Here is an 18,421-nt window from a genome sequence, read left to right on the forward strand (position 1 = left end):
GTGACGCTCGACCAGCCGACCAGCGAGCGGCGGGCCCTGATCACCGGAGCGACCGCCGGCATCGGTGCCGCCTTCGCCCGACGGCTGGCCGCCGACGGCTGGCACCTGGTGCTGGTGGCCCGGGACGCGGCCCGGCTGGCCGCGACGGCCGACGAGCTGACCGGACGGCACGGCCGGGAGGTCGACACGATCGCGGCCGACCTGTCCACAGACGATGGTTGCGCGACGGTGGAGCGGCGGCTGGCCGAGGGCCCGCCGATCGGGTTGCTGGTGAACAACGCCGGAATCAGCCTGAACACCCCGTTCCTGCGGTCGTCCGCCGACGACGAGGCGCGGCTGCTGCGGCTCAACGTGCACGCTGTGATGCGGCTGACCCTCGCGGGCCTGCGTCCGATGACCGAGCGGCGCTCCGGGGCAGTGATAAATGTCTCTTCGGTGGCGGGTTTCGGCGCGGTCATGCCGGGGTCGACATACTCCGCCAGCAAGGCGTGGGTCACCAACTTCAGCGAGTCCGTCGGCCAGTCCGCCCGGCCCTACGGCGTGCGCGTGATGGCGCTCTGCCCCGGCTACACGCGAACCGAGTTCCACGAGCGTGCCGGCATCAACATGTCCAAGACGCCGGAGTGGATGTGGCTGCGGGCCGACGATGTCGTCGACGAAGCCCTGCGTGACCTGCGGAAAGGCAAGCTGGTCAGCGTTCCGGCGTGGAAGTACAAGCTCGCCGTGGCGGGGCTGCGGCACGCGCCCAGGCGGCTGCTGGAGGTGGTGTCGCGGGACACCCGGGGCCGGATCGGTCGCGCCGACGGCTGAGCCGCGGCTCGGCGTCGGCTCGTTGCGTCGGCCCTTGTCGATCGCCCGCTATGTCCGGCTGAACGGTCGCTCAGCGTAGCCGGCCCTGGTCGCCCCGCAGGTCGTTCCCAGGGCTGATCCGGGTGGACCCCACACACGAGGTACAGACTTGAGCAGTACCCTCTTCGGCATGGGGGACCACGACGACCTGCGTAAATTCATCACTGACCTGGCGGTGGTCCACGGCCGGGTGGTGCTCTCCTCGGGGCGCGAGGCCGACTGGTACGTCGATCTACGTCGCGTCACGCTCCATCACCAGGCCGCTCCGTTGGTGGGCCGCGTGATGCGTGACCTGACGGCCGACTGGGAATACGAAGCGGTGGGCGGGCTGACCCTGGGCGCCGACCCGGTGGCGCTGTCGATGGTGCACGCCGCGTCGGAGACCGGTCGACCGGTGGACGCCTTCGTGGTTCGCAAGGCGGGTAAGACGCACGGGCTCCAGCGTCGGATCGAGGGGCCGGACGTGGCCGGCCGGCGGGTGTTGGCGGTTGAGGACACCTCCACCACCGGGGGAAGTGTGTTGACGGCGGTCGAGGCCCTTCGCGAGGTCGGGGCCGAGATCGTGGGTGTGGCGGTTATTGTTGATCGAGGCGCCGGCGACGCGGTGCGAGCCGCCGGATTGCCGTATCGGGCGGCCTATACGTTGGCTGACCTCGGCCTTGTGGCGTAAAAGTCTGCCGATTTGGATCCGCCGATATGCAGGCGGATCGATGCTGCTGGTGGAAGGATGGAATTCGTGGGAACTGCGTTGGCTGAAATGACTATGCCTCAGATCTCGCCGCTTGCCGGCGAGCCGATCGAACGTGCCGATGCCGAGCGTCTCGCGGGGGTCCTCAAGGCCCTCGCCGACCCCGCTCGACTTCGGCTGCTCAGCCTGATCCAGTCGGCGCCCGAGGGCGAGGCGTGCGTGTGCGACCTGACCGCACCCCTCGGCCTCTCGCAGCCGACGGTCAGTCACCACCTGCGTATCCTCACCGAGGCCGGCTTGCTGGAGCGGGAGAAGCGCGGTGTCTGGGCCTACTACCGGCTGGTGCCGACGGCGATCGCCACGATCGCCGATCTGCTCACGCCGCCGCGCAAGCGCGCCACCAAGAAGGCGCGCTGACTCTTCCGATCCGGTCCGCTCGGTGACCGCCCCTGAGGCGGCCACCGAGCGGATGGGTCGCGGCCGGCTCAGCGGACGTGCGGGCTCTCCTCGTACGTCTCCTCGGTGAGATCCCTCGCCGCGCGCCGCAGTCGGCGACGCTCGGCGATGATCATTGCGCTGACCAGCGCCACGCCGAGCAGGAAGAGCGCGACGATCGACACGAGGTTTTCGCCCGGAGCGTGCATCGACCGGTCCTCCGACTGCCACGGCCACAGGGCACGGAGGCTGCCGAGGATGATGCCGGCCATCACCGCCAACGTCATCCGACGGTGCTTCTCCAGCAACCACTGAAGCAGCTTCACGAACAGCGCCAGGCCGACGACCATCCCGGCCCCGAAGACGGCCAGGTAGCCGAAGTCACGGTCGTTCACCGCATTGATCGTCGGCTCGTAGAGGCCGACGGTCAGCAGCAGGAACGATCCGGAGACGCCGGGCAACACCAGGGCGCAGACCGCGACCGCCGCCGCCACCAGGACGACCAGCGGGTTCGGGGTGACCGTCGCCTGCGGCAGACCGGTCAGCACGAAGGCGGCCACGGCGCTGACCACCAGGGCGGCGACCTCCTTGCCCCGCCACGGCTTGCCCACCATCGAGATCGGCACCAGCACCGAGGCGAGCACGAGACCGAGGAACAGCCCACGGGTCTGCTCCGGGTGGTCGTGCAGCAGCGGCTCCAGCAGCTTCGCCGCGATCAGCAGACCGGGCACCATGCCCAGCAGGAGCGGGATCACCACCTCCCAGTGCACCTGCCGGAACTGGTGCGAGGTCCGCGTCCACCCCCTTCCGCGGGGGACGTCCGAGGCCGCGAAGCGGACCGCGTTCACCAGGTGGCCGGCGGATGCGATGACCCGCTCGTACACCCCGGTGACCAGCGCGATCGTGCCGCCGCTGACCCCCGGGACGGCTTCAGCCACACCGATGGCCGCCCCACGGAAGACGTGGCCAATGCGTTCGCCCCATGCCATTGCGAGAATCCGTTCGTCATCACTCGAAGCGCTGCCTGTGTGGCGCTCGCCACGGCCACACAGGCTACCGGTGCCGGGCCCGGGTGCGGCGCACCACGTCGCGCGCCCGGTCGGCGGCGCCGACAGACCGTCAGAGCCGGGGGTCGACCGGCTCTGACTCGCAGGCCAGGATCGCGAAGACCAGCTCGTGCCGGCGCCACAGCGGAGCACCGGCCGCCAGCGCGTCCAGCGCCGCCAGCCCCAGCCCGTGCTCGCGCAGCGCCAGCCCTCGCTTGCGCCCCAACGACCGGCGGCGTAGCGCGGCAAGCTGCTCCGGCTCGTCGTAGCCCGGACCGTAGATGATCCGCAGATACTCCCGACCCCGGCACTTGACACCCGGCTGGAGCAGCGAACCCCGCACACTGCGAGCGGCCGGCCCGGCGTACGGCTTCACCACCATGCCCTCGCCGCCGGCCGCCGTCAGCGCCAGCCACCACTCGGTGGCCGCCGCCTCGGCGGCCGGATCGGCCAGGTCGACCACCTGGCGACGGGTCGGCGTGAAGAACTCCGGATCGGCGGCGCAGAGCCGGTCGGCCAGCGCGAGATGCCAGCCGTGGTCCCGGTCGGCGTAGCTGGCCCCCGCTCCGGCCAGCACCGCGAACGGAGCCAGGGTCACCCCGCGCAGCCCGTCGGTCGGCCCCACGTACGCCCGGTAGGCGTCCGAGTAGGCCAGGATCTCGTCGCGGCGACGGGCCGTCCGGTCGCGTAGCCCGGCCACGGGCAGGCCCCGCCCGGCCGCCGCCTCCAGCGCGGCCAGCGCCGCCGGGAGCGCGGCCCGGCCGGCGGCGCCGACCCCGGCGTACTGCTCGCGGATCAGGCCGCCCGCCTTCGCCGACCAGGGCAGCAGCTCGCAGTCGAGCAGCAGCCAGTCGGTGCCCAGCTCGTCGAAGAGCCCCGCCGCGCCGACCGCCGCGCGCACCCGGTCGAGCAGTTCCGCGTCGAGCGGCGCACCGAAGAACGGGCGGCCGGTGCGGGTGTGCACCACCCCGCCGCCCGGCCCGAACGGCCCGCCGTCGGCCTCCCGGCAGACGAGCACAACCGCCCGCGAACCCATGTGCTTCTCCTCGCAGACCACCCGGTCCACGCCCGCCGCGCGGTAGTCGGCGAACGCCTGCGCCGGGTGCTCCAGGAAGCCGCCCGCCGTGGCCGTCGAGCAGGGCGCCATCGTCGGCGGAAGCCACGCCAGCCAGCGCGGATCGACCGCGAAGCGGCTCATCACCTCCAGCGCGGCGGCGGCGTTCTCCGCCGGCACGGTCAGCGACCCGTACGCGTGCTCGATGTGCCGCCGACCGGTCACGTCGGTCAGCTCCAGCACCTCGTCCGGCCGGGCCGGGGCGGCGGCCAGCGGGCGGACCGGGGCGTACCACTCCCGCTCCGCCGGCACCGAGACCAGCTCCTTCTCCGGGTAGCGCAGCGCGGTCAGCCGGCCGCCGAAGACGCAGCCGGTGTCGACGCAGATCGTGTTGTTCACCCACTCCGGCACGGCGGCCGGCGTGTGCCCGTAGACCACCATCGCCGAGCCCCGGTACTCCCGCGCCCACGGGTAGCGCACCGGCAGCCCGTACTCGTCGGTCTCCCCGGTGGTCTCGCCGTAGAGCGCGAACGAGCGCACCCGGCCCGACGCGCGGCCCTGGTAGGCCTCCTTCAGCCCGGCGTGCGCGACCACCAGCCGGCCGCCGTCGAGCACGAAGTGGCTGACCAGGCCGTCGATGAAGCCCGCCACCTCGGCCACGAAGGCGTCCGGTTCCGCCGCCAGCTGCGCCATCGTCTCGGCCAGCCCGTGGGTGAGCCGCACCTCGCGGCCGCGCAGCCGGCGCAGCAGCTTCTGCTCGTGGTTGCCGGGCACGCAGATCGCGTGCCCGGCGGCGACCATGCCCATCACCAGGCGGAGCACGCCGGGGGAGTCCGGGCCGCGGTCCACCAGGTCGCCGACGAAGACGGCGGTACGCCCCGACGGGTGCGTCGCGTCCACCGGCCGGCCCCGCTCGTCGCGGCGCAGCTCCCAGCCGAGCCGGACGAGCAGCGCCTCCAGCTCGACGCGGCAGCCGTGCACGTCGCCGACGATGTCGAACGGCCCGGTCAGCTCGCGCCGGTCGTTGAACAGCTTCTCGTAGCGGATCTCGGCGGCGTCGATCTCCTCGACGCCGCGCAGCACGTGCACCTTCCGGAAGCCCTCGCGGGCCAACAGCTTGTACGAGCGGCGCAGGTCGCGCTGCATCCGGGCGAGCACCTGCCGGCCGAAGGTACGGTCGGCGCGGCCCTCGGTGCGTTCCCAGGCCAGGGCCTCCGGCACGTCCAGCACGACGGCCACCGGCAGCACGTCGTGCTCGCGGGCCACCCGCACCAGCGCGGCCCGGGCGTGCGGCTGGAGGTTGGTCGCGTCGACGACCGTGAGCCGGCCCCGGCGCAGCCGCGTGGCGGCGACGTGGTGCAGCGCGTCGAAGGCGTCGGCGGAGGCGGACTGGTCGTTCTCGTCGTCGGCCACCATCGCCCGGAACGTGTCCGAGGAGAGCACCTGGCTGGGCGCGAAGTGCCGGCGGGCGAAGGTGGACTTGCCGGAGCCGGAGACGCCGACGAGTGCGACCAGGGCCAGCTCGGGGATGTCGAGGGTGGTCACGGGTTCTCCTTCCGGGTCAGCACGACGAGCTGGGTGGGGGAGCCGACCTCGGGATCGTCGTCGCCGACGCCGCCGATCGCGGCGGTGTAGCCGTACGTGGTGCACACCCGGTCGACCCAGGCGGCGAACTCCGCGCGGGTCCACTCGAAGCGGTGGTCGGCGTGCCGGAACCGCCCGGCGGGCAGCCCCTCGTAGCGGACGTTGTACTCGACGTTCGGCGTGGTCACCACGACGGTGGCCGGACGGGCGTGACCGAGTACGGCGTCCTCCAGCGCCGGCAGCCGGGGCGGGTCGACGTGCTCGATCACCTCCATCAGCACCGCCGCGTCGTACCCGCGCAGCCGGTCGTCCCGGTAGGTCAGCGCCGACTGCAACAGCCGGATCCGGTCCCGCTGCCGCTCCGGCAGCCGGTCCAGCCCCAGCCGCCGGGCCGCGAGCATCAGCGCGTGCGTGGACACGTCGGTACCGACGATCTCGGTGAACCGGCGGTCGCCGACCAGCGCGGCGAGCAGGGCGCCGCCGCCGCAGCCGAGATCCAGCACCCGGCTCGCCCCCGCCCCGGCCAGCGCGCCGAGCACCGCCTCCCGCCGTCGCGCCGCCAGTGACGCCCGGCGGGCGGCGGCCTGCCCGCCCCCGTCCCCGACGCTCGCCTTGTCCCCGTTCGCCTCGTTCCCGGTCGCCTCATTCCCGTTCGCCTCGTCCACCGTCGGCTCGGCGGCGGGCTCGTCGGTCGGCCGCCGCTCGGCGAGCCGGGCCAGGGCCAGGCCGGCCAGCGCCCGCCGGTGCGCCAGGTAGCGGCGGGTGATCACGTCCCGCTCCGGGTGCGCGGCCAGCCAGCCCTCGCCGGCCCGGAGCAGCTTGTCGACCTCGTCCGGGGCGACCCAGTAGTGCTTGGCGTCGTCCAGCACCGGCAGCAGGACGTAGAGGTGGTTGAGCGCATCGGCGACGCGCATCGTGCCGGTCAGCGTCAGGTCGACGTACCGGCTGTCGCCCCACTCCGGGTGCCCCTCGTCGAGCGGGATCGGGGCGGCGGTCACCGCCCAGCCGAGCGGACCGAACATCCGGACCGCCACGTCCTCGCCGCCCCGGCAGCGCAGCACCGGCACCCGCACCTGAAGCGGGATCGGCGTACGGGCCAGCTCGGGGCGCTCGCGGGACTCGCCGCGCAGGGCCGACCGGTACACCTTGGACAGCGCGGAGGAGAGCAGGCTGGACGCGGCGTACGGCCGGTCGTTGACGTACCGCCCGAGGGTGAAGCTGTCCGGGGTCGGGGCCTGCTGCCGGCCGCGGCCCCTGCCCCGCGCGCCGGCCAGCCGCAGCGGGTCGACGTCGAGCAGCAGGGCGGCGGTGCAACGCTGCTCGCCGGCCTCCGGGTAGAACACGTGCGCGGTGCCGACCGGCACGTCGAAGGAGTGGGCGCGGTCGGGGTGCTTGACCAGCAGGTGCCCGAGGTCGGTCGCCGGCCGGTGCGTGGTGGTCAGGGTGAGCAGCACGCGCCCATGGTGTCAGCCGCTTCGATCTTGCGTCGTCCCGTTTTCCGGTGTCCTCGTCGGGTGGGGTTTCCGGGGGAGCCCCGCCCGCTCCGGGCGGTCAGGCTTGATCCCTGCGCGGGCGGGGCTCCCCCGGAAACCCGTCGTGCCTCCGGCTCGTCCGGTGGCCTCGGTCGGGTGGGTGGGGGTCGGCATGGGTGGCTGGGTGGGGCGTGTGCTGTGGGGCTGGTGGGGCCGTGTTGTGGGGGTGGGTGGCTGGTGGGCTGTGCCGTTCGGCCGGGTGGGTCAGTGGGCCTGGAAAAGGCGGTGCCCCGCCGGCCTTGTTGGGCGGCGGGGCACCGGTGGTGCGGGTGGATCAGACGACGAAGCGGGTCCTGCGGCGCTTGGTCACCACGTAGCCACCGACGCCGGCGACGAGCAGCAGCCCGCCGATGCCGGCGATCAGGCCGGTGGACCCACCGGTGATCGGCAGGGTGCCGCCGTCGCCGTCACCGCCTCCGTTGCCGCCTCCGTCGCCGCCTTGGCCGCCGATCGCGTTCACCAGCAGCTTGGCCGTGTCGTTGGCGGGCTTCAGGTCGTCGGAGAAGCCGCCGTCGCACTGGCACGGGATGTTGATGTCGACGGTGCCGGTCGCGTCGGCTACGACCTTGTCGATCCGGAGCTTGAACTCGAAGGTCTCCGCGTCGCCGGCCTTCACGAACGGCGGGGCATAGCAGAAGTAGGTGCGGCCACCTGCCTCGCCCGGATCGCCGTGGTCGTCGCCCTGCACGGGCATGCAATCGTCCGGCGCGCCGACCACGGTGGTGCCCTCCGGTACCGCGACCTCCAGGTAGGTTACGGAGGATCCGCCACGCGAGTAGTCGAGGGTGGCGGGGCCGTTGTTGCGGAACCCGACAGTCGCGGTGACCTGCTCGCCCGCCTTACCCTTCACCGAGTCGCCGATGGCACCGAGGTCGGTGCCGTTCTTGCCGGTGGCGGTGACCTCCATGCCCGACCAGTTGTTCTCCGGGTTGACGTCGACCTGGGACGAGCGGGCCCGGACGTTCGGGGCCGAGAGGCTCAGGGGCTCGCCGTCGCCCGGCTCACCGACCGAGTGACCGTTGGCGGCGAGATACTTGCTGAAGTCCTCGAACTCGGCGACGGTCATCCAGTTGTAGTAGCCGTAGTCCTTGCCCGGGGCGTAGGTGTCCTCGCCCAGCCGGTAGGCCAAGGACCCCGAGTGCGTCGCCCCCGGGGCCACGGTGTCCGAGAACCGGCAGGTACGCAGGCGACCGTCCTCGTAGGTGCAGTTGCTGTGCCGCTTGTCGGCGCGGATGGCGTAGTCGTGGTCGAAGACGGCGACGGCACCCTCGGCGGGGGTCCGGCCGGCGTTGCCGAGCACGATCGGAGCGGCGAAGCTGCCGCCCGGCGCCGCCGAGACCTCCACCTCCGGACCGCCTGCGAGGTCGACACCCGTACCGATGCGGACCTGTGACGTGTGGCTCGCTGACCTCAAACCGTCGGCGCTCACCGTCACCTTCACCTTGCCGGCGTCACCGTCCTTCGCCTTCGCGGTGGGTGCGACGTTGACGTTGAAGGAGCCGGAGCCCCAGTCGTACAGGTCGTACTCGAACGGACTGGTGCAGACCAGGACGCCCGCCTCCGGTGCGGTGCACTCGGAATCGAATTCCGACTCGATCTTCACCTTGCCCGCGAAGTCGCGGTAGTCGAACCGGACCGTCAGACCGAACACGGTGACCGGCTCGGAGGCGAACAGGATGGGCGATTCGAACTTGCCGTCGGAACCGGCCGCGACGGTCAGGTCGTTGAAGTAGACGCCGAGCTCGACGTCGCCGTCCTCGGCGACGGCGGGAGTGGCGGAGGCGGCGACGAGCGCGCCTGCGACGCCCAGCCCGGCCAGCCAGCGCCGAGTGGAGTGCTTGAGCATGTGGGGGGTTCCTCCCGTGGGAATGCCAGGAGTGGCCAGCGGATCTTAAGGACTCCTTAAGATCCGCCGCTGCCCGCTCCGCCTCCAGCGGGTGAACATCGACCAAACGGCTGACCAGGATCGCCGTAACGTCCCGGCCGCCCGGAAGCCCCGGCGTTCCTCACGCCATCGCGGGAGGACCGGTTGGCGTAGTGGGCGGCGCGGCAACCGGACCCGGGGCAACCGCATCCGCTGACGTGCGGGCCGGACGTCACCGGACCGTCCCGGTGACGTCCGGCCCGCGTACGGCTCAGCGGTAGTCGTCCTCGTCCACGGCGACCACCCGGGCCTGCTCCATCGCGTCCCAGTCGCCGACCTCCAGGCCCCGGTGCGGCTCGGTGTCGGCGTCGCCGGGGGCGACCACGGCGGCCTGCTCGACCGCGTCGGCCGGCTCCGCCTCCATGTCGCGCTCCTCGGGGCTGAGGTGGTCGCTGGGTGCGAAGTCCTCTTCGGGCTGACCCATATCAGTCCCTCCCGGGATCTCGGCGGACAGTTCCCCACACACCGTACGGGTTGCGTCTGCCCGCCGCTCGGAAGCCGAGTCGACCGAATCGCCCCACCGGCCGGTGCCCCCGGTGCCAGGATGGGGCCGTGGTCGACAGGGGCGGTACGGAGGCGGTCAGGGACTGGACGGCCACCGGGTCGGTTGTGCCGGTCCGGGTCTTCTACGGGATACTGCCGACGGTGGACAGCGCGGTCCGGCGCACTCCAGGGACAACAGCGGCCGGTGACGGCCGAGAGCGGTAAGTAAGGAGCGTTCGACATGCCCATCGCTTCCCCCGAGACCTACGCGGAGATGCTGGACCGTGCCAAGGCTGGCCGGTACGCGTACCCCGCGATCAACGTGACGTCCTCGCAGACCCTGAACGCGGCGCTCAAGGGCTTCGCCGACGCGGAGAGCGACGGCATCATCCAGGTCTCGACCGGTGGTGCGGAATACCTCTCCGGCCCCTCCGTGAAGGACATGGTCACCGGCGCGGTGGCGTTCGCCGCGTACGCGCACGAGGTGGCCAAGAAGTACCCGGTCAACATCGCCCTGCACACCGACCACTGCCCGCAGGAGAAGCTGGACAAGTTCGTCCGGCCGCTCATGCAGATCTCCAAGGAGCGGGTGGCCGCCGGCCAGGAGCCGCTGTTCCAGTCGCACATGTGGGACGGCTCGGCCGTGCCGGTGGCGGAGAACCTGGAGATCGCCGCCGAGCTGCTCGACCGGGCCGCCGAGGCCAAGATCGTCCTTGAGATCGAGGTCGGCGTGGTCGGCGGCGAGGAGGACGGCGTCGAGAACGCCATCAACGACAAGCTCTACACCACCGTCGAGGACGGCCTGGCCATGGTCGAGGCGCTCGGTCTCGGCGAGAAGGGCCGCTACATGGCGGCGCTGACCTTCGGCAACGTGCACGGCGTCTACAAGCCGGGCAACGTCAAGCTGCGCCCGGAGATCCTCAACCAGATCCAGGAGGCGGTCGGCGCCAAGTACGGCAAGGACAAGCCGCTCAGCCTGGTCTTCCACGGCGGCTCCGGCTCGCTGCTGTCCGAGATCCGCGAGGCGCTGGACTACGGCGTGGTGAAGATGAACATCGACACCGACACCCAGTACACCTTCACCCGGCCCGTCGCGGACCACATGTTCCGCAACTACGACGGCGTGCTCAAGGTGGACGGCGAGGTCGGCAACAAGAAGATGTACGACCCGCGGGTCTGGGGCAAGGCCGCCGAGGCCGGCATGGCCGCCCGGGTCGCGGAGGCCTGCGAGCACCTGCGCTCGACCGGTACCACGCTGGCGAAGTGACGCGCTGACGCGTACCGCCGACGGCCGGCTCCCCGCCCCGGGGGCCGGCCGTCTTCGTGGTTAGGAAGGGCCCCTTGCACATCACGATGCGATAGGAAGGGGCCCTTCCTTACCCGGCGGTGAGCACCCGGACGGCCTCGTGCACGTCGTCGGTGAGGTGCACGGAGGACGACAGGTCGCCGAACGGCGAGGCACCCAGCAGCGGCCGCAGCAGCGACTCCACCGGAAGCTCCTCCGTCCAGTACGCGCGGTCCAGGAAGACGTACGCGCCGCTGGCCCCGTCGGTGCAGTAGTAGGTCTTGGTGGCGGCCTGGAACACCTCCTGCACCGTGCCCGCCCGCCCGGGGGCGAAGACGATCCCGCCACGGGCCAGCCGCAGGATGGTGTCCTCGCGGATGGCGTTGGAGAAGTACTTGGCGATCCGGCCGGCGAACAGGTTGGCCGGTTCGTGCCCGTACAGCCAGGTCGGAATGGCCAGCCCGCCGGCGCGGGCCCAGTCGATGTCGCCGCCGGCCAGCTCCGCCGAGTCGGCGCGGGACACGCTGCCGGGGTCGTCGGCCCCGGGCCGGGGCAACGCCACGGGGCGGCCGTAGAGCTCCCGGACCCGCAGCGCCGCCGCCGTGTAGCGGTCGTGGTCGGTGAAGTCGGGCGCCGTGGCGAGCAGGTCGATCGCGGCGTCCAGTTCCTCGGCCGACCGCAGCGCGAGGTGGGCGCCGAGGTTGGCGGCCTCCATCACCCCGGGGCCGCCGCCGGTCACCACCAGCCGGTCGGCCCGGGCCAGTTCCCAGCCCAGCACGGCAGCCGTCCGGTACGCCGTACTGCCGCGCGGCACCGCGTGCCCGCCCATGATGCCCACCACCGACTGCGGCCCGTGGGCGGCCAGCCAGGCGCGGGTGGCGTCGGCCAGCGCGTTGTCCACGCCGTGGTCGTGCAGCCGCTGGCCGAGCGCCTCCCGGACGTCCGGCAGCGCCCCGCCGTGCGCGCGGAAGTGCTCGTAGACCCGGGTGTCGTACATCCCGGCGAACCCGCCCTCGGCGAAGCCGGCGACCAGTTCCTCCGGCGTGTAGAGGTGGGACGGCTGGGTCGGGTAGGGCAGCCCGGAGAACGGCGGAACCACGTTCGCGCCGCGCCGGACCAGGTCGGCGCCGACCTCGCGGGAGGCGAAGCGGCAACCGACGAAGAGGGTGCCGGCCACCTCGGTGGCGGTGAGGTCGGGAACGGGGTCGAGGTCGAGCCGTAGCCCCTGCACGGTCAGCCCGACCAGGCTGCCGGTGGTCAGCCGCCGGTCGAACTCGGCGCGGGTCTCGATCTCGTCCGTGCAGGTGTGCGGCTCGATGACGTCCGCGGGAGGTGGGGTCGGCACCCTGGCCATCCTGCCCCGCCGGGTCAACCGGCCAAACCTGTCGAGCCGGGGCCGGAGTGACGGGAGCCCGGCGACCGTGGCCGCCGGGCTCCCGCAGTACCCGGTCCTGGGGAGGCTCCGGACCAATAGTTGTAGTCGAGAGCATCGGCCGGGGGCATGGGCCGCAGGCGTGACCAACTCCTCAGCCGTTCAGCCAGGCGGCTCGCCCAACCCCCTCGCGCGTCCCGGTGCGAAGCGGGTTGAATGGGGCGATGCAGAACCTGTTGCCAGAACCACCCGCCACCCTCCTCCCCGCCCACGACGAGGCCGACGCCGCTCTGGCCGCCGCCGAGCGGGCGGGCAGCGACGAGGCCCACGCCGAGGTGGCGGCGCGCTTCCCGACGTACAGCGGCGGCTGGGGTGCGCTGGCCGCGCGGGCGCTCGCCGCCGGCCAGGTCATCCCGGCGTACGCCTACGCGCGCACCGGCTACCACCGGGGCCTGGACCAGCTGCGCCGCAGCGGCTGGAAGGGCTTCGGTCCGGTGCCGTGGTCGCACGAGCCGAACCAGGGCTTCCTGCGCTGCCTCTACGTGCTGTCCCGGGCCGCCGACGAGATCGGCGAGTCGGACGAGGCGGCCCGCTGCGCCCAGTTCCTGCGCGACTGCGACCCGGCCGCGGCAGACGCGCTGGCGAGCAACTGACGGCGGGGCCGACGGCCGGCGCGCTCCCGCCCGGCCGTCGGCTCGTCCGGGCCCCGCGATCCCGGCCCGCTGTGCACCGGGTGACGCCGCCGGGGTGCCTGGGCGGCGTGACCCGGTGCACAGCGGCGTCCTACAACCCCTCCGCGACGGCGGCGGCGATCTTGAGCCAGGCGTCCCGGGTGGCTGCGGAGAGCCCGCCGTACCGGATCGGCTCGCCGGTGTCGATGAGCCGCTCGTACGGCGCGAGCAGCACCGCCCGGGTGCGTGCCGCGAAGTGCTCCTGGATCGCCGGCAGGTCGATCTCCTTGCGTGACGGCGGCATGGAGACCACGGTGACCGCCTGTCGGACCAGCCGCTGCCGGCCGCTCTGCTCCAGGTGGTCCAGCATCCGGGCGGCGGTCTCCGCCGAGTCGTTGCGCGCCGACATGGTGACCACCAGTTGGTCGGTGGCGTCCATCGCGGCCTGCCAGTTCTGGGCCCGGACGTTGTTGCCCGTGTCGACGAAGATCAGCTTGTAGAACCGGCTGACCACTTCGCGGATCTCGGCGAACGCGGCGGCGGTGAGCATCTCGCCGCCGGTGGCCGACTCGTCCGAGGCGAGGACGTCGAACATCCCCTCGCCCTGCGAGCGGACGTACTGCGACAGGTCGCCGACCCGCCCGTGCGCGCCCTGGAACTGGCCCAGGTCCCGCAGCATGTCCCGCACCGTACGGGAGTGGAAGTCCTGCTGGGCACGCATTCCGAGGGTGCCCTGGGTCTCGTTGTTGTCCCAGGCCAGCACGTAGCCGCCGCGCTTCTGGCCGAACGTCATCGCCAGCAGCAGGATGGCGACCGTCTTGCCGGCGCCGCCCTTCGGGTTTACCACGGTCACCTGGCGCAGCCCGCCGAAGTTGCGGCGGACCGTGTCGATGTCGCGCCGCAGTTCCTGCTCGTGCCGCCCGGGCGGCAGCCGCAGCCCCACCCGGTTGGCCACCGCCCGTACGCCCATCGTGGCGACCGGATCGGCGGGCCGGACCTGCCGGCGGCGGGCGAAGTCCTCGGCCGTCGGCGGGTCGGTGATCGACGGATGCCAGTTCGGGTCGGGCTGCGCCAGCGGCACCGGGGTGACTCCTTCCGCTGGCTGGTACGCCTGCTGCGGGGCGGTGCCTGCCGGGGCGGCCTGCTGCCAGGACGGCGGATACCAGCCGGGCGGGTACGGACCGGGCGGCGAGGCGCCGAGCGGCGGCGGAAACGGAACGGTCTGCGGCTGCGGGTAGTGCCCGGCCTGCGGCGGCGGGTAGTGCCCGGCCTGCGGCGGCGGAAACGGAACGGTCTGCGGCGGCGGGTACTGGCCGGCCTGCGGCGGCGGGTGGGGGCCGGGTGGTGCGGCTCGCCGGGGCGCGGCCGGGTCGGCCCCGAAGCCCTGCTGGGGCGCCGTCGGGTCTGACCCGAGGTCCGTGGCGGGACCGGCCGGCCTGTCCTGCCCGGCCGGGTCCTGTCGGCTCTGGCCCCGGGGTGCACCGGCCTGGGCCGGGTCCTGTGGGCTCTGGTCCCGGGGTGCACCGGCCTGGGCCGGGTCCTGGGGCTGAGGCTGGGGTGAACCCTGCGCGACCAGCCCCTGCGGCGGCGGGGCCTGCTCGGCCGGGCCCCGCTGGGTCGGGTACTGCTGGAGGGCCTGCCGGGGCTCGGCGGCCCGGGACGTGGGCGAGGGGCCGGCGGCGCCCGACCCCGGCCCGGGCTCGACGGCTCCAGCGGCGGCAGGTCGCTGCGGCGGCTGCGCCCACGGCGACTCTGCCGGCATCCGCGCCCCGCCGCCGGCGGTCGGACGGCCGTTCGTGGTTCCGCCGCTGGCACTTCCGTTCCGGGGGCCGCTGGCAGCGCCGTTCGTGGTTCCGCCGCTGGCACTTCCGTTCCCGGGGCCGCCGGCACTTCCGTTCGTCGGGCCGCCGTTCGCCGGCGCGCTGCCGGCACTCCCGTCCCCGGGGCCGCCGGTGTCGTTTCCTCCTGTCGCCGTCGCCGTCGCCCCTGCCGTCGCCGTCGCCCCTGCCGTCGCTGTCGCCGGGCCGTCGGCCGTCGCGGCGTCGGCGGTCGGCTGGAGATGGTCGGCCCCGGCCGACCCGCCGAGCCCGGCCGGCGAGGCGTCGGGCGACGGCCGATCACCGGGAGAGGCGTCGGTCACGACGGCCGGCGAGGCTCCGTCCCGCCGCCCGACGGACCCCTGCGCCGGCACGCCCTGACCCATGGCGGCGCGGGCGGTGGCCACCGCCCGCGTGGACGCGACCGGCGTGGGTGCCGCCGGCTGGTCGAGGCTGAAGGGCATGTCGAGATCGACCCGGCCGGTGCCGGTCTGCGTGGTCGGTGGAGCCTGCGCGGCGGGTGTCGGCGGAGCCCAGGCTGAGGCGTCCGGCCCCCACCCCGAGGGCTCGACCGATGGCGTCCCCGGGGTCGCGGCCGGTGGGGGCGCCGGGGTCGCGGCCGGTGGGGGCGCCGGGGTCGCGGCCGGTGGGGGCGCCGGGGTCGCGGCCGGTGGGGGCGCCGGGGTCGCGGCCGGTGGGGGCGCCGGGGTCGCGGCCGGTGCGGGCGCCGGGGTCGCGGCCGGTGGGGGCGCCGGGGTCGCGGCCGGTGGGGGCGCCGGGGTCGCGGCCGGTGGGGGCGCCGGGGTCGCGGCCGGTGGGGGCGCCGAGGTCGCGGCCGGTGCGGGCGACCAGCCGGTGCTCGGGCCCTGCGGCGCAGTCCCGGCGCCGGGGATCGGCACCCCACCGGTCAGGGACGGGTAGTCGGCCGGCGAGGGCGGTTGACCCGGCCGGCCCTCGGGCGGCGCGGGGGACGGGGGCGAGGCGGCCGACGCCCAGGGCGGTGTGTCGGCGTCGATCTGGTCCGGCGGCCAGAGTGGTTCGATGTCCCGCTCCGGCATCGGCTGCTGGCCGGGCGCGTGGACCCGGTCGACATTCTCGTCCACCACGGTTCCTCCCCATTCCTCCTGCCGAGGATAGGCCGAGTGGCCGCGCCTGGTCGGCCGTCGCGGGCGGGTCGCGTCGGTCGCGTCGGGGACGGGCGAGGTCAGCCCGCCCAGACCGCCCAGGCGCCCGGTTCGGTCCACCAGGACCGCTTGCGGCTCAGCTCGCCCTCGGCTCCGTCGTCGAGGAACGGGACCTTCCCCTCGCGGGGCAGCACGGCCACGGCCCGCCCCCGGGCGCGTCGTACCTCCAGCCGCACCCGCTTCCTGCCCAACGCCGAGCGGGTCACCACGGGCACGGCCACCGCGACCTCGACCAGCCCGTCCGTCGGGTCGGGGTCGGCGAGCAGGGCCACGTCGTCGAGGCGGGCGTACCCGCCGGCGTTGCCGATCGCACAGGCCAGCAGCGGGTCGTCGCCGTTCGAGAGCACGGCGTCGTCCACCTCGACCCGACCGCGCCAGTGCAGGGGCCGGCCGCTGTCGTCGGCGGCGCCGAGGAGCGCGCCGTCCAGGGTCACCGAGCCGCCGTCGTTGCGCAGCAGGTCGAGCCGGCGTGGCGTGCCGTCGAGCACGGCGGCGGCCACCGCCGCCGGATCCCGGGGCAGCCCGAGCTGCGCCGCCAGGTCACGGTGCGTCGTGCTCCGTGCCGGATCCAGCGGGAGTACGCCGATCGGCGGCAGGTCCGGCACCGTACGGTTGCCGGGCAGGTCGTCGGGGCGGCGGCTGGGCGGTGGGGCGTACCGCCGGACGAGCCGGCGCACTACGGCGCGCAACTGGGCGTCGCTGGCCGAGGCGACCACGAGCCGGGTCTTGGAGTCCGGGTCCGGCCAGGTGAGGCCGTCGGGGCGGGACGGGCCGTCGAACCGGGCCAGCACCTCGTCGATCTCGGCGTCCGAGCGGGCGGTGACCGTCTCGACGCGGGCGCCCCGGGCGGTGAGCGCGTCCGCGCAGGCCAGCACCGGCACCCGTGGGGTGTCGCAGCGCCCGTCGGCCGTGGCGTCGGCACCGGGGACGCAGGCGTCGGTGGTCGTGCCGCCGCAGCCGCCACTGCCGCAGGCCCCGCCCGACGCGTCGCGCTCCGAGCCGAGGGTGAGCAGCACCACGTCGTACACGAGAAAGGCCTCCTGCCTCCCGACGCGACCCCTGCCGGCCGCGCCGCCACTACTTGTTAGCCTGACACCCCGGGCTCGCCGACCGGTCGCCACCTGGCACCCGAGCCTTCTGGAGGCGAGAAGATGCCAGCGATCGTGCTGCTCGGTGCCCAGTGGGGCGACGAGGGCAAGGGCAAGGTTACCGACCTGCTGGGTGAGCGGGTCGACTACGTCGTGCGCTACTCCGGCGGCAACAACGCCGGCCACACCGTGATCACGCCGGACGGCCAGAAGTACGCGCTGCACCTGATGCCGTCGGGCGCGCTCTCCCCGAGCGCGATGATCGTGATCGGCAACGGCGTCGTGGTCGACCCGAAGGTGCTGCTGGCCGAGATCGACGGGCTCGCCGAGCGCGGGGTCGACGTCAGCCGGCTGCGGATCTCCGGCGACGCGCACCTGATCATGCCGCACCACCGGGCCCTCGACCGGGTGGTCGAGCGCTACCTCGGCAGCTCCCGGATCGGCACCACCGGCCGGGGCATCGGCCCCGCGTACGGGGACAAGGTCGCCCGGATGGGTATCCGGCTGCAGGACCTGCTCGACCCGGGGATCCTGCGCAAGAAGCTCGAACTGGCGCTGCGGGAGAAGAACCAGCTCCTGTTCAAGATCTACAACCGTAAGGCGATCGACGTCGAGGAGACCGTCGAGGAATACCTGCGGTACGCGGAGCGGCTCAAGCCGTACATCGCCGAGACCCGGGTCATGCTCTGGGACGCGCTGGACCGCGGTGAGACGGTCCTGCTGGAGGGTGCCCAGGCCACCATGCTCGACATGGACCACGGCACGTACCCGTTCGTGACCTCGTCGAACCCGACGGCCGGCGGGGCCTGCGTGGGCGCCGGCATCCCGCCGACCGCGATCAGCAAGGTGATCGCGGTCAGCAAGGCGTACACGACGCGCGTCGGGTCCGGGCCGTTCCCGACCGAGCTCTTCGACGACAACGGGCAGCACCTGCGCAAGATCGGCCACGAGTACGGCACCACCACCGGCCGGGAGCGCCGCTGCGGCTGGTTCGACGCCGTCGTCGCCCGGTACGCCTGCCGCCTCAACGGCGTCACGGACCTGGTGGTCACCAAGCTGGACGTGCTCACCGGCCTGCCGAAGGTGCCGATCTGCGTCGGTTACGAGATCAACGGCGAGCGTTTCGACGACATGCCGATGACGCAGACCGACTTCCACCACGCGACTCCGATCTACGAGGAGCTCGACGGCTGGTGGGAGGACATCACCAAGGCGCGGACCGAGGACGAGCTCCCCGAGAACGCGCGCCGCTACGTCGCCCGCATCGAGGAACTCTGCGGCACCCGCGTCAGCGTCGTCGGCGTGGGCCCGGGCCGCGAGGAGAACGTCCTCCGCCACCCCCTCCTCCCTTAACCCCCGCCCCCCCGACCCCCCCCCCCCCCACCCCGCCCCCCCCCCCCCCCCCGCCA

Annotated in this window: 15 protein-coding genes; 7 read left to right on the forward strand and 8 right to left on the reverse strand. The window is 73.6% G+C overall.

Annotated features, from left to right (window positions below; genetic code table 11):
• The 3 genes from KBX06_RS13815 (at position 1) to KBX06_RS13825 (ending at position 1,954) form a co-directional block, all read left to right on the forward strand.
• A complete protein-coding gene (locus KBX06_RS13815; RefSeq protein WP_210834901.1) occupies positions 1 to 810 on the forward strand; it encodes an SDR family oxidoreductase in 810 nt (269 codons plus the stop codon).
• Positions 811 to 979: 169 nt separating this feature from the next.
• A complete protein-coding gene (gene pyrE, locus KBX06_RS13820) occupies positions 980 to 1,519 on the forward strand; it encodes an orotate phosphoribosyltransferase (RefSeq protein ID WP_210834935.1) in 540 nt (179 codons plus the stop codon).
• A 57-nt stretch (positions 1,520 to 1,576) separates the two neighbouring features.
• Positions 1,577 to 1,954, forward strand: coding sequence for a helix-turn-helix transcriptional regulator (locus KBX06_RS13825; RefSeq protein WP_089002658.1), 378 nt, complete (start codon positions 1,577 to 1,579; stop codon positions 1,952 to 1,954).
• A gap of 68 nt (positions 1,955 to 2,022) precedes the next feature.
• Here KBX06_RS13825 and KBX06_RS13830 read toward each other — a convergent pair whose 3' ends face one another.
• The 5 genes from KBX06_RS13830 to KBX06_RS13850 form a co-directional block, all read right to left on the reverse strand.
• Positions 2,023 to 2,910, reverse strand: a complete 888-nt coding sequence (locus KBX06_RS13830) for a DUF368 domain-containing protein (RefSeq protein WP_307854617.1) — start codon at positions 2,908 to 2,910, stop codon at positions 2,023 to 2,025.
• 181 nt (positions 2,911 to 3,091) lie between these two features.
• Positions 3,092 to 5,617, reverse strand: a complete 2,526-nt coding sequence (locus KBX06_RS13835) for a polynucleotide kinase-phosphatase (protein ID WP_210834903.1) — start codon at positions 5,615 to 5,617, stop codon at positions 3,092 to 3,094.
• Positions 5,614 to 7,110, reverse strand: a complete 1,497-nt coding sequence (locus KBX06_RS13840; protein ID WP_210834904.1) for a 3' terminal RNA ribose 2'-O-methyltransferase Hen1 — start codon at positions 7,108 to 7,110, stop codon at positions 5,614 to 5,616. Before KBX06_RS13840 ends, KBX06_RS13835 begins: the two co-directional genes overlap by 4 nt.
• Positions 7,111 to 7,462: 352 nt before the next feature.
• Positions 7,463 to 9,034: an LPXTG cell wall anchor domain-containing protein gene (locus KBX06_RS13845; RefSeq protein WP_210834905.1), complete on the reverse strand. Its 1,572-nt coding sequence runs from the start codon at positions 9,032 to 9,034 to the stop codon at positions 7,463 to 7,465.
• 289 nt (positions 9,035 to 9,323) lie between these two features.
• A complete protein-coding gene (locus KBX06_RS13850) occupies positions 9,324 to 9,536 on the reverse strand; it encodes a hypothetical protein (RefSeq protein ID WP_210834906.1) in 213 nt (70 codons plus the stop codon).
• Positions 9,537 to 9,836: 300 nt separating this feature from the next.
• On the opposite strand from KBX06_RS13850, the gene fbaA reads away from it, so the two are divergent.
• Complete coding sequence (gene fbaA / locus KBX06_RS13855) at positions 9,837 to 10,862, forward strand: class II fructose-bisphosphate aldolase (RefSeq protein ID WP_210834907.1); 1,026 nt, start codon at positions 9,837 to 9,839, stop codon at positions 10,860 to 10,862.
• Between the two features lie 109 nt (positions 10,863 to 10,971).
• Here the strand turns inward: fbaA and KBX06_RS13860 are convergent, their stop codons facing one another.
• Positions 10,972 to 12,225: a hypothetical protein gene (locus KBX06_RS13860; protein WP_374225629.1), complete on the reverse strand. Its 1,254-nt coding sequence runs from the start codon at positions 12,223 to 12,225 to the stop codon at positions 10,972 to 10,974.
• 251 nt (positions 12,226 to 12,476) lie between these two features.
• Between KBX06_RS13860 and KBX06_RS13865 the strand changes: the two genes are divergently transcribed.
• Positions 12,477 to 12,905 carry a DUF3151 domain-containing protein gene (locus tag KBX06_RS13865; protein WP_210834909.1) on the forward strand — a complete coding sequence of 143 codons (429 nt, stop codon included), beginning with the start codon at positions 12,477 to 12,479 and terminating at the stop codon, positions 12,903 to 12,905.
• A gap of 130 nt (positions 12,906 to 13,035) precedes the next feature.
• Here KBX06_RS13865 and KBX06_RS28695 read toward each other — a convergent pair whose 3' ends face one another.
• Positions 13,036 to 14,685, reverse strand: coding sequence for a chromosome partitioning protein (locus tag KBX06_RS28695; protein ID WP_374225630.1), 1,650 nt, complete (start codon positions 14,683 to 14,685; stop codon positions 13,036 to 13,038).
• A gap of 517 nt (positions 14,686 to 15,202) precedes the next feature.
• Between KBX06_RS28695 and KBX06_RS28700 the strand changes: the two genes are divergently transcribed.
• Complete coding sequence (locus KBX06_RS28700) at positions 15,203 to 15,661, forward strand: hypothetical protein (protein ID WP_374225631.1); 459 nt, start codon at positions 15,203 to 15,205, stop codon at positions 15,659 to 15,661.
• A 283-nt stretch (positions 15,662 to 15,944) separates the two neighbouring features.
• On the opposite strand, the gene KBX06_RS13875 is transcribed toward KBX06_RS28700, so the two are convergent.
• Positions 15,945 to 16,952: a hypothetical protein gene (locus KBX06_RS13875; RefSeq protein ID WP_210834911.1), complete on the reverse strand. Its 1,008-nt coding sequence runs from the start codon at positions 16,950 to 16,952 to the stop codon at positions 15,945 to 15,947.
• Positions 16,953 to 17,075: 123 nt separating this feature from the next.
• On the opposite strand from KBX06_RS13875, the gene KBX06_RS13880 reads away from it, so the two are divergent.
• The gene (locus tag KBX06_RS13880; protein WP_210834912.1) at positions 17,076 to 18,365 is read left to right on the forward strand and encodes an adenylosuccinate synthase; all 1,290 of its coding nucleotides are present in this window, start codon (positions 17,076 to 17,078) and stop codon (positions 18,363 to 18,365) included.
• Positions 18,366 to 18,421 lie beyond the last annotated feature (56 nt).

This window comes from Micromonospora sp. C31 (assembly GCF_018070575.1).
Taxonomy (GTDB): domain Bacteria; phylum Actinomycetota; class Actinomycetes; order Mycobacteriales; family Micromonosporaceae; genus Micromonospora.